The 10863-nt window shown below is 69.5% G+C and carries 12 protein-coding genes and 2 pseudogenes; 5 read left to right on the forward strand and 9 right to left on the reverse strand.

The window, feature by feature from the left end; all coding sequences use genetic code 11:
• Positions 1–8: 8 nt before the first annotated feature.
• The 8 genes from trpB to FE811_RS06670 form a co-directional block, all read right to left on the reverse strand.
• Complete coding sequence (trpB, locus tag FE811_RS06635; RefSeq protein ID WP_116220588.1) at positions 9–1241, reverse strand: tryptophan synthase subunit beta; 1233 nt, start codon at positions 1239–1241, stop codon at positions 9–11.
• 51 nt (positions 1242–1292) lie between these two features.
• Positions 1293–1742, reverse strand: coding sequence for a GNAT family N-acetyltransferase (locus FE811_RS06640; RefSeq protein ID WP_036756428.1), 450 nt, complete (start codon positions 1740–1742; stop codon positions 1293–1295).
• On the reverse strand, positions 1739–2386 hold the full coding sequence (locus tag FE811_RS06645; protein ID WP_116220589.1) for a phosphoribosylanthranilate isomerase: 648 nt from the start codon (positions 2384–2386) through the stop codon (positions 1739–1741). The genes FE811_RS06640 and FE811_RS06645 overlap by 4 nt, the downstream gene beginning before the upstream one ends.
• 4 nt (positions 2387–2390) lie before the next feature.
• Entirely contained in the window at positions 2391–2792 is a 402-nt protein-coding gene (locus FE811_RS06650; RefSeq protein WP_116220590.1) for a LapA family protein, read from the reverse strand.
• 38 nt (positions 2793–2830) lie between these two features.
• The gene (ihfB, locus tag FE811_RS06655) at positions 2831–3118 is read right to left on the reverse strand and encodes an integration host factor subunit beta (protein ID WP_011750022.1); all 288 of its coding nucleotides are present in this window, start codon (positions 3116–3118) and stop codon (positions 2831–2833) included.
• Between the two features lie 198 nt (positions 3119–3316).
• On the reverse strand, positions 3317–4996 hold the full coding sequence (gene rpsA / locus FE811_RS06660) for a 30S ribosomal protein S1 (RefSeq protein ID WP_036756438.1): 1680 nt from the start codon (positions 4994–4996) through the stop codon (positions 3317–3319).
• A gap of 162 nt (positions 4997–5158) precedes the next feature.
• Positions 5159–6238, reverse strand: coding sequence for a nitronate monooxygenase family protein (locus tag FE811_RS06665; RefSeq protein WP_116220591.1), 1080 nt, complete (start codon positions 6236–6238; stop codon positions 5159–5161).
• Entirely contained in the window at positions 6235–6819 is a 585-nt protein-coding gene (locus FE811_RS06670; protein WP_114538056.1) for a d(CMP) kinase, read from the reverse strand. The genes FE811_RS06665 and FE811_RS06670 overlap by 4 nt, the downstream gene beginning before the upstream one ends.
• Positions 6820–7448: 629 nt before the next feature.
• Here FE811_RS06670 and FE811_RS28690 point away from each other — a divergent pair.
• The 5 genes and pseudogenes from FE811_RS28690 to FE811_RS06695 all read left to right on the forward strand — a co-directional run.
• A pseudogene (locus FE811_RS28690) lies at positions 7449–7502 on the forward strand (GNAT family N-acetyltransferase); the annotation flags it as partial.
• Positions 7503–7786: 284 nt separating this feature from the next.
• Positions 7787–8248 (forward strand): hydantoinase/oxoprolinase family protein, encoded by a 462-nt coding sequence (locus tag FE811_RS06685; RefSeq protein WP_166435376.1) that lies wholly within the window; start codon positions 7787–7789, stop codon positions 8246–8248.
• Between the two features lie 96 nt (positions 8249–8344).
• The gene (locus FE811_RS27855; RefSeq protein WP_208861508.1) at positions 8345–8845 is read left to right on the forward strand and encodes a hydantoinase/oxoprolinase family protein; all 501 of its coding nucleotides are present in this window, start codon (positions 8345–8347) and stop codon (positions 8843–8845) included.
• Between the two features lie 75 nt (positions 8846–8920).
• A complete protein-coding gene (locus FE811_RS27860) occupies positions 8921–9151 on the forward strand; it encodes a hypothetical protein (RefSeq protein ID WP_244295111.1) in 231 nt (76 codons plus the stop codon).
• A pseudogene (locus FE811_RS06695) lies at positions 9142–9802 on the forward strand (SDR family oxidoreductase). Before FE811_RS27860 ends, FE811_RS06695 begins: the two are co-directional and overlap by 10 nt.
• A gap of 40 nt (positions 9803–9842) precedes the next feature.
• Here the strand turns inward: FE811_RS06695 and FE811_RS06705 are convergent.
• Complete coding sequence (locus FE811_RS06705; protein WP_116220596.1) at positions 9843–10595, reverse strand: SDR family NAD(P)-dependent oxidoreductase; 753 nt, start codon at positions 10593–10595, stop codon at positions 9843–9845.
• Between the last annotated feature and the right edge of the window lie 268 nt (positions 10596–10863).

Consider the following 10863-nt stretch of genomic DNA (forward strand, 5'->3'; position numbering starts at 1 on the left):
TTTCGCGCTCAGGTGCGGATGTCGACGCCCAGGTGCTTGGCGACGGTGAAGATGTCCTTGTCGCCGCGGCCCGACAGGTTCACCACCATGATGTGGTCGCGCGGCAAGTCCGGCGCGATCTTGACGACATGGGCCAGCGCGTGGCTGGGTTCCAGCGCCGGGATGATGCCTTCGAGCCGGCAGAGGGTCTGGAAGGCCGCCAGCGCCTCGTCATCGGTCACGCTGACATATTCGGCCCGGCCCTGTTCCTTGAGCCAGGCATGTTCCGGGCCGATGCCGGGATAGTCGAGCCCGGCGCTGATCGAATGCCCTTCCAGGATCTGGCCCTCGTCGTCCTGCAGCAGATAGGTGCGGTTGCCGTGCAGCACGCCGGGGCGGCCGCCGGTCAGGCTGGCGCAATGCTGCATGCGCTCGTCCACGCCCTTGCCGCCGGCCTCGACGCCGATGATGCGGACCGAAGGATCGTCGAGGAAGGGGTGGAACAGCCCCATGGCGTTCGAGCCGCCGCCGATGGCCGCGACCACGCTGTCGGGCAGCCGCCCCTCGCCCTCCTGCTCGGCCAGTTGGCGGCGGGTCTCGCGGCCGATGATGCATTGGAAGTCGCGCACCATCGCGGGATAGGGATGCGGGCCGGCCACCGTGCCGATGCAGTAGAAGGTGTCGCGGACGTTCGTCACCCAGTCGCGCAGCGCGTCGTTCATCGCGTCCTTGAGCGTGCCGCGGCCCGAGGTGACGGGCACCACCTCGGCGCCCAGCAGCCGCATGCGGAAGACGTTCGGCGCCTGGCGCTCGACGTCATGCGCCCCCATGTAGACGATGCATTTCAGCCCGAAGCGGGCGCAGACCGTGGCCGTCGCCACGCCATGCTGGCCGGCGCCGGTCTCGGCGATGATGCGGGTCTTGCCCATGCGGCGCGCCAGCAGGATCTGGCCCAGCACGTTGTTGATCTTGTGGCTGCCGGTATGGTTCAGCTCTTCGCGCTTGAGGTAGATCTTCGCGCCGCCCAGCTCCTCGGTCAGGCGTGGGGCGAAATAGAGCGGGCTGGGGCGGCCCACGTAATGTTTCCAGAGATCGTCCATCTCGGCCCAGAAGGCGGGGTCGTCCTTGGCGCGGTCGTATTCCGCCTGGAGGTCGAGGATCAGCGGCATCAGCGTCTCGCTGACGAAGCGGCCGCCGAAGATGCCGAAGCGGCCCTGTTCGTCCGGGCCGGTCATGAAGCTGTTGATGAGGTCTTCGGCCATGGCTTTCCTCGCGCGCGGTCGGGTGGGTATTTGGGCAACAGAGAAGCCCCGTCAGAGGGATTTCTTATATCCGATATGGGAAGGGGTAAAGCCGAGCCTGTCGTAGAAGCGATGCGCCTCTGTGCGGCTGCGGTTGGTGGTGAATTGCAGGAGCGTGCAGCCGGCCGCGCGGGCGCGGGATTCGGCGTCGCGGATCAGCGCCGCGCCGATGCCCCGGCCGCGCAGGTCGGGGCGGACGCGCACGCCCTCGATCTGGGCGCGGCGGGCGGCGCGGAGCGACAGGCCGGAGATGACGGTGATCTGGTAGCAGGCGATCACCTCGCCGCCCAGCAGGCCGACGACCAGGTGGTTTGCGGCCTCGGCCTGCATGGCGTCCCAGGCGGCGAGATAGGGGGCGAGGTCGCCTGCCTCCCGCGCCTGGCCCAGCATGTCGTCGCGCAGGAGGGCCAGGACGGCGGCGACCTCGTCGCGCCGGGCCTCGCGGAAGGCGACGGCGGTCACAGGATCGGGGCCGTGGCGCGGGCGATGAAGCTGCGGATGCGCTGCGGATCCTTGATGCCCGGCGCGCTTTCGACCCCGGAGGAGACGTCGATGCCGGGGGCGCGGGTCAGGCGGATCGCCTCGGCCACGTTTTCGGGCGTCAGGCCGCCGGCCAGCAGCCAGGGCTTGAGGATCTGCCGCCCGGCCAGCAGCCGCCAGTCGAAGGCCAGGCCGTTGCCGCCGGGCAGGGGCGCGTCCTTGGGCGGTTTTGCGTCGATCAGCAGCATATCGGCCACCAGGCCGTAGTCCCAGAGCTGATCGAGATCCTGCGGATCGGCAATGCCCACCGCCTTCATCACCGGCAGGCCGCTGCGTGCCTTGACCTCGGCCACGCGGGCGGGCGTCTCGGCGCCGTGCAGCTGGATCAGGTCCAGGGGCACGCGGGCGAGGACCGCCTCCAGCGCCGCGTCGTCGGGATCGACGAAGAGCCCGACCTTGGCCACGCCCAGCGGCACCTGCGCGGCAAGCTCGGCCGCCGTCTCGGGCGTCACATGGCGGGGGGATTTCGGGAAGAAGACGAAGCCGACATAGCGCGCGCCGGCCTCGACGGCCGCGGCAAGGCCGGCGGCCTCGGTCAGGCCGCAGATCTTGACGGAGACGGCCATGGGATCAGCGCGGTGCCGGCAGGGTCGAGCCGGAGCCCGCCGGGACGGCCGGCTTGCGCCCCGATTCGTCCAGGATCGCCAGCACGTCGTCGCGCGGCGCGGCATGGGTGCGGCGCAGGTCGCCGACCTCGCGCTGCAGCTGCGCCAGGTCATGCGCGCGGCGGCTGGATTCGGCGCGCAGATGCGATTCGCGCAGCCATTCCCAGACCAGGCCGACCAGCACGCCGAAGACCATGGCCAGGAACAGCGCCACGAAGGCCGGCATGGTCAGCGACCAGCGCCCGCCGGCGAATTGCGCCAGCGCCTCGGGCACCAGGCTGACGGTGACGAGCTGGCGATTCGCCGCCGCCAGCAGCATCAGCACGATGGCCAGAATGACAAGGAAGAAGACCCGGATCGTGCGCATCGCCTGAACCCCGCAAAGATTGACGCCGGCAATCTGGCCTATTCGTCGAGGCCGTTCAACCGTTCGCGCAACAGCTTGCCGGTCTTGAAGAAGGGCACATGCTTTTCGTCCACGCTGACGGTCTCGCCGGTGCGGGGGTTGCGGCCCTGGCGCGCGTCGCGCTTTTTCACCGAGAAGGCGCCGAAGCCGCGCAGTTCCACCCGGTCGCCGCGCGCCATGGCGTCGATGATCTCTTCGAAAACGGTGTTCACGATCCGCTCGACATCGCGCTGGAACAGATGCGGGTTTTCCTCGGAGATTTTCTGGATCAGTTCGGATCGGATCATTGCGGTTCCTGAATCTGGTGTTCCAACAATTCCTGTCGCGCGATCATAGGGCTGGCGGCGCGGCATTCAACGACAGAACGCATGGCCGGCGGTTTGGTTGCCGCGCTTTTCAAGCCTTTATGGTTCAATCGGCGGAACTGCGCAACGAAAAGCGCCCCCGGCCGGAACCGGGGGCGCGAAGTTCAGCCGATCGCTGGCTCAGCCGCGGCCCTTGAGCGCGGCGCCCAGGATGTCGCCCAGCGAGGCGCCCGAATCCGAGCTGCCATACTGTTCCACGGCTTCCTTTTCCTCGGCGATCTCGCGCGCCTTGATCGACAGGCCCAGGCGGCGGGTCTTGGTGTCGATGTTGGTCACGCGGACGTCGACATGGTCGCCGACCTGGAAGCGCTCGGGGCGCTGGTCCTGGCGGTCGCGGGCCAGGTCGGAACGGCGGATGAAGCTCTTCATGCCGTTGTATTCGACCTCGATGCCGCCATCCTCGATCGCCGTCACGGTGACGGTGATGACCGAGCCGCGCTTGACGCCCTCGACGGCCTCGGCCATCGCGTCGTTTTCAAGCGCCTTGATCGACAGCGAGATGCGCTCCTTGTCGATGTCGACTTCCTGGACGACGGCTTTCACCACATCGCCCTTGCGGAAGTCCTGGATGGCTTCCTCGCCGCGGGTATCCCAGCTGATGTCCGACAGGTGGACCATGCCGTCGATGTCGCCTTCCAGGCCGACGAACAGACCGAATTCGGTGATGTTCTTGACTTCGCCCTCGATGACGGTGCCGACGGGATGGGTCTCGGCAAAGACTTCCCACGGGTTGCGCATGGTCTGTTTCAGACCCAGCGACACGCGGCGCTTGGCCTCGTCGATCTCCAGCACCATGACGTCGACTTCCTGCGAGGTCGAGACGATCTTGCCGGGGTGGACGTTCTTCTTGGTCCAGCTCATTTCCGAGACGTGGACCAGGCCCTCGACGCCGGCTTCCAGCTCCACGAAGGCGCCGTAGTCGGTGATGTTGGTCACGCGGCCGGTATGGACCGAGCCGATCGGGAACTTGTCGGCCACGGTATCCCACGGGTCGGCCTGAAGCTGCTTCATGCCCAGGCTGATGCGGTGGGTGTCCTTGTTGATCTTGACGACCTGGACCTTGACGGTCTCGCCGATCGACAGGATCTCGGACGGGTGGTTGACGCGGCGCCAGGCCATGTCGGTGACGTGCAGCAGGCCGTCAACACCGCCCAGATCGACGAAGGCGCCGTATTCGGTGATGTTCTTGACCACGCCCTCGACGGTCTGGCCTTCCGACAGGTTGGCGATGACCTCGGCGCGCTGCTCGGCGCGGCTCTCTTCCAGGATGGCGCGGCGCGACACGACGATATTGCCGCGGCGGCGATCCATCTTGAGGATCTGGAAGGGCTGCTTCAGGCCCATCAGCGGGCCGGCGTCGCGCACGGGGCGCACATCGACCTGCGAACCGGGCAGGAAGGCCACGGCGCCGCCCAGGTCGACGGTGAAGCCGCCCTTGACGCGGCCGAAGATGGCGCCTTCGACGCGCTCTTCCGCGGCATAGGCTTTCTCCAGGCGGTCCCAGGCCTCTTCGCGGCGGGCTTTCTCGCGCGAGATCGAGGCTTCGCCGCGGGCGTTCTCGACGCGGTCGAGATAGACCTCGACCTCATCGCCGACCGCGATGGCGGGGGCTTCGCCGGGGTTGGCGAATTCTTTCAGATCGACGCGGCCTTCCATCTTGTAGCCGACGTCGATGATGGCCTGGCCCGCCTCGATGGCGATGACCTTGCCCTTGACGACCGAGCCCTCTTCGGGCGTGTCGATGGCGAGGCTTTCGTTCAGGAGGGCCTCGAATTCCTCCATGGTCGCTTTAGCGCACATATAGATCCAGTTTCCTTTTCGATCATTGCTGGCCATGCGGTTGGCTCCGCCGGTCTCTTTGTAGATGCCGGGATAAGCGCAAAGGGTCGCGGCATGCGCCCGACCCTGTTGAAGCGGCCTGTTCTGGCCCCATCGCTTACCTTGACGGGCGGGATATAGCGCTCATCGGCCGTCCTGGCAAGCGCCGAGGCCCGGCAGATGCGCGCAAATCTCGCGCCCCAGCAGCGCCAGCAGGTCCGCGGCGGGCATCGGCCGGGCGCGCGGCGCCTGGGTTCCCGCCCATTGCGCCGCGTAGTCCGAACCCCCCGCCGCCGCATGAAGCCGCTTGGCCGCGTCGTAGGTGATGGGGTAATCCGGCAGCGGCGGGGCCTCGGGTGCCTCGCCAAGCGCGGTCAGCCGGTTGGCAAGCCCGCGCGCCGGACGGCCCGAAATGGCGCGGGTCATCACCGCATCGCCCGGCTGCGCCGCGGCCAGCCGGCTGCGATAGGCCTCATTGGCCGCCGATTCCGGGCAGGCGACGAAGGCGGTGCCCATCTGCACCGCCGCCGCCCCGGCGGCAAGGTGGCGCGCCGCATCGGCGCCGTCCATGATGCCCCCGGCCGCGATCACCGGCAGGCCCAGGTCCAGCAGCTCGGCCAGCAGCGCCGCGGTCGGCAGGCATTCGTCGGGGCCGTCGGGGTCGAAGATGCCGCGATGGCCGCCGGCCTCGTGGCCCTGGGCCACGATCAGGTCCAGCCCCGCGTCGCGGATCGCCCGCGCCTCGGCCCGCGAGGTCGCGGTCGCGGCCAGGGCCGCGCCCATGTCGCGCAGCGCGGCGATGTGTCCGGCGGGCGGCAGGCCGAAGTGAAAGCTGACCAGCGCCGGCCGCGCCGCCAGCACCGCGCGCAGCATGTCGTCATCGGCGACGAAGCTGCGATAGACCTCTGTGATGCGGGCCGGAGGCTCGACCCCGGCGCGGCGGAACTCGGGCGCCAGATAGTCGAGCCAGACCTTTTCGCGCGCGGCATCGGCCTGGGCGGGACGGTGGCAGAACAGGTTGACGCCATAGCGGTCCGAGCCCAGCCGCGCCCGCGTCTCGGCCATCATCGCGGCGGCCTGCGCGGCATTGGCGGCGCCCAGCCCCAGCGAGCCGAGCCCCCCGGCCAGGCTGACCTCGGCGGCAAGATGCGGCGTGGCGGTGCCGGCCATCGGCGCCTGGATCACCGGCACGCGCAGGTCGGTCAGCTGGAAACGCGGGCTCATGCGCCGGCCTCCCTGGCGCAGGCGATGGCCCGGGCCACGGCCTCGTCGATGGTCATTTCGCTGGTATCCAGCAGCAGCGCGTCATCGGCCGGCCGCATCGGCGCCACGGCGCGGGCGGCGTCGCGGGCGTCGCGCTCGCGCAGCTCGGCCAGGATCCGGGCCTCGTCGGCGCCCAGTTCCAGCGCACGGCGGCGGGCGCGGATCTCGTCGCTGGCGGTGACGTAGAGCTTCAGCTCGGCCTCGGGGCAGATCACCGTGCCGATGTCGCGCCCGTCCAGCACCGCGCCGGGCTGGCTGCGGGCGAAGCGGCGCTGGAACTCGACCAGCGCGGCGCGCACCTCGGGGATCGCGGCGACGCGGCTGGCGGCCTGCCCGGCCTCGGCGCTGCGCAGGTCGGGGCGGGCCAGATCCTCGGGGGCCAGCCCGCGGGCCGCGGCGATCGGATCGCCGCCCTTGGCGCCGACGGCGCGATAAAGCAGGCCGGTGTCGAGATGGGCAAAGCCGAAATGCCGGGCAAGCGCCCGCGCGATGGTGCCCTTGCCCGATGCAGCGGGTCCGTCGATGGCGATGGTGAAGGGCATGGGGCCTCGGGCTTTGGGGGGAGGGGCGCCCCCGGCATCGCCCGCATCGGGCCATGTGCCGGCCGGCCCGTCTTGGATCCGGGCTGCGACCTTGCAAGGGCCGCCAGGGCATCCGCCGGACGACCGCCCGTCCGCGTCTGGATCGTGCCGCCGGCTGCAGGCGTTGCACCCGGCGCCGTCCTGCGTTGCCTGCTGTCCGCGGCTTTGTCAATATCCGGGCCCGGCAAGGGCGTTGCCGGTCCAGCCCCCGCGCCGCGGCTCGCGCGGATCCCGGCCATGGCGACGGCTGGGCTGGGCGGGACATTTCCTCTGCCAGGCCCCGCAGCATTCGGCGGCAGGCGTCAAGCTCTGCGACCGGGATGAACGCGTCCGCGCGGTGCGCGCGGGCGATGCTGCCGGGCCCGCAGATGATCGCAGGGATGCCGGCCGCGTGGAACAGCCCCGCCTCGGTCCCGTAGCTGACCGAGCCCAGCGGCTCCTGCCCGGTCAGCCGCGCCAGCAGGCGGGACGGGTCGTCGCCTTGGGGCGGCGGCAGGGCGGGATAGCTGGAAAGCTCGGCAGAGCGGCACCGGCTTGAACGCGCCCTGGCCGGGTCGCTGCCGATGGCGGTGATCGCGCCGGAGGGGACGATGACGGGCTTTGCGCGGCTGGTGACGGATTACACCGTCTTCTCCTATCTGCGCGACGTCTTCGTGCTGCCCGACCACCGCGGCCGCGGGCGGGCCGGCTGGCTGGCGCGGGCGATCCGACCCACCCCGGGCTTGCCGGGGTCCAGACCTGGATGCTGGCCACGCGCGACGCCCATGCGGTCCATGAAAGGGCCGGATTCCGCCCGGTGCCGCATCCCGAATGCTACATGTCGGTGCCGAAACCATAACCCATGGCCATGCATGCCATGCCAGATCGAATTGACCCGGCCTGCCTTTGCCGTGGCAGGCTGCCGCGAAACGGCAAAAGGAAGTGGGCAATGGGCTATCGCATCGGGGTGGATGTCGGCGGCGGCGCGGGCGGCGGGCATCGTCCTGGCCTTCCTGCATGCCTGCCGCAACCCGGAAAACGAGCGCGCCGTCGCCGCATGCTTGCCGAGACGGCGCCCGAGAGGCCCGTTGCCCCCTCATCGGGCACCTGGCCGGTCCGCGGGTATGAGCGCACGATAACGGCGGTGATCTCGGACTATGTGCAGCCGCGCGTGGCGCATTGCCATGACCGCTTCGAGGCGGCGCTGGCCGGCAAGAGCGTTGCCGTTCCCGCCCATATCACCAAGTCGAACGGCGGCGTCAGGGGCATCGGCCAGGCGCGGGTCGAGCCCGTGCAGATGATCCTGTCGGGCACCGCCTCGGGGGTGATCGGCGCGGGCTGGCTGGGGAATGCGGCCTTCCGCGCGTCCCCAGCCTCGACATCGCAGACACCTCGGCGGATGTGGCGGTGATCTGGGACGGCCAGCCGCAATATGGCACGGGCGAGCTGATCGGCGACTTCCAGATCCATATCCCCTCGGTCGCGGTCAACTCGGTCGCCTCGGTGGATGCGCTTGGCGTGTGGCGGGCTGGAAAGCGCCGGCTCGACCCCCGGCCCGGCCTGCTATGGGCGCGGCGGGACGCGGCCCACCATCACCGACGCGATGGCGGCGCAGAACCTGATCGGCCATGGCGACCTGGGCTATGGCGCGGTGACGGCGGATCACGCGGCCGCCCGCGCGGCGATCCAGCCGCTGGCCGAGCGGCTGGGTGTCCCGGTCGAGGAGGTCGCCGGCCATATCGTCGATATTTCCGCGTTGTCCATGTATGCCGAGGTCTCGCGCTTCGGCATCGACCCGCCCGCGCTCTACCTGTTCGCCCTTGGCGGCGCGGGGGGAATGCTGGCCTGCTATCTCGCGCGCGAGCTGGACATGAAGGCCGAGATCATCCGCCGCTTCGGTCCAAGACCTTCCTGGACGGGGTCGGGCAGATCCTGGACCAGGCGCGAGGCGCAGGTCCGCCGCATCCTGGCGACTATCCCCGATGGCGACTATTTCTTTGCCGATTGAGCCGACGAGGACGCGCCCGACGGCCTGCCGGCCCGCATCGCCCTGACCCTGCGCATCCGCGGGGATGGGGTCGAGCTGGACTATACCGGCTCGGACCCGCAGCTGGGCTCGTTGCTGAACATGCCGACCGGCGGGCGGGAACGGCATCCGCTGGTCATGGCCGGGCTGACCCATGTGCTTTACACGCTGGACAATTCGCTGTGGCTGAACGCCGGCACGCTGCGATCTCCGCGGGCAGCGGCGCGGCGGGCTTCGGGCTGGAAGCGACACGGAAATTCGTCGGGAACGGCGTCCGCGTGGTCGTAGCCGACATCCAGGACGAGGCCGGCCGCGCCATCAAGGCTGAACTGCGCGGCAAGGTCCGCTTCATCCGCTGCGGCATGCGCCGCGAGGCCGGCATGCAGGCCGCCGTCGATCTGGCGGTGCCGGAGCTCGGCGGGCCCGACGTGATGTATCACAACCCCGGCACCATCGGCAGCGCCAAGGGCGTGGACGAGACCTCCGTCGAGGCATGGAACGCGGCGATGGAGATGCTGCAAACCGCGATCATGCTGGCGATCAAGGTGGCCGCCCCGGCGCTGAAGGCGCGCAAGGGCGCGATCATCCTGACCTCGGCGGCTGTGGGGGTGCGCCTATACCATCGCCAAGGCCTCGGTCTGCCAGATCGGCCGCCATGCGGCGCGGATGGCCGGGAGGCCAGGGCACGCGGGTCAACGTGATCGTGCCGGGTGCCGTCAAGTCGGCGCTGCGGGAAAAGCACCAGCTGGGGCAGGGCGTGCTGCAGGCCGGCAATTTGCCAGGATGCAGCCGCTGCCGATGACCGGCCATCCGCGCTGCATCGCCGACGCGGCTCTGGTCCTGGCCTCCGGCCTGTCGGACTTCGTCCGCGGCGTGGTGCGGCCGGTCGATGGCGGGCTGATGCTGCACCGCAATTCCCGTTTCTCGGCCGAGGGCTGAATGCGGCCGGCCCGCCGCCGCCGCTGGGGTCAGATGGCGGTCAGATGGCGGTATAGCCGCCATCGACCACCAGTTCCGCGCCGGTCATATAGGCGGAATCGTCGCTGGCCAGGAACAGGACGACCTTGGCCACGTCCTCGGGCGCGCCGGGGCGGCCAAGGGGAATCCTGGCCAGGACCGCCTCGACCACGGCGGGATCGTCGAAAAGATACTCGGATTGCGGCGTGCGGATCAGGCCGGGATGGACCGAGTTCACCCGGATGCCGCGCGCCGCGAAATCCACCGCGGCACATTTCGACAGCAGCCGGTTGGCGCCCTTCGAGGCGCCATAGCCGGGATGCAGGTTCGGAAAGCAGACCAGCCCGGCGATGGATGAGAAATTGACGATTGAACTGCCCGGCTTCATATGCGGCGTTACCGCCTTGATGCCCAGGAACTGGCTGTCCATGTTCAGCGCCATCATCCGGTTCAGCCCCTCCAGCGTGGCCTCTTCCCAGCTGATCGGCTCGCCCGGCAGGCCGGCATTGTTCACCAGGACGTCGATGCCGCCCCACAGCGCCAGCGCCCTTTCGACCGCCGCCTGCCATTGATCGGGCCGGGTCACGTCCAGCACCTGGCCCTGCGCCTCGCCGCCCCGGTCGCGGATGCCGGCGGCCACCGTTTCGGCGGCATCGCCGCGAATGTCGGTGACAAGGACATTCGCCCCCTCGTCGGCCAGAAGCCGGGCCGAGGCCGCGCCCATGCCGCTGCCGGCGCCGGTGATCAGGACCGTCTTGCCCTTTACCCTGTCCATTCCCCTCATCCTTTCCGTGTCGGCTGCTGTTGCGCCAGCAAAGCGCCGCAAGGGCGGCCGCTCAACACGGCATGCCAATGGATAGGGAAAGCCTATGGATGGCATAGGCGGTTTCCGTGCTACAGGACGGCCCTTTGCGCGCCATAGGCCGGGCACCGCTAGCCCGGCCGCGCCCAGGCCCTAGACTGCCCTTCGAGGGAGAAGGGGAGGCCGGATGAGCAGCTATGACTACATTGTGATTGGCTCTGGTTCGTCTGGGAGCGTGGTT

Source organism: Paracoccus sp. FO-3, from assembly GCF_006386455.1.
Classification (GTDB): domain Bacteria; phylum Pseudomonadota; class Alphaproteobacteria; order Rhodobacterales; family Rhodobacteraceae; genus Paracoccus; species Paracoccus versutus.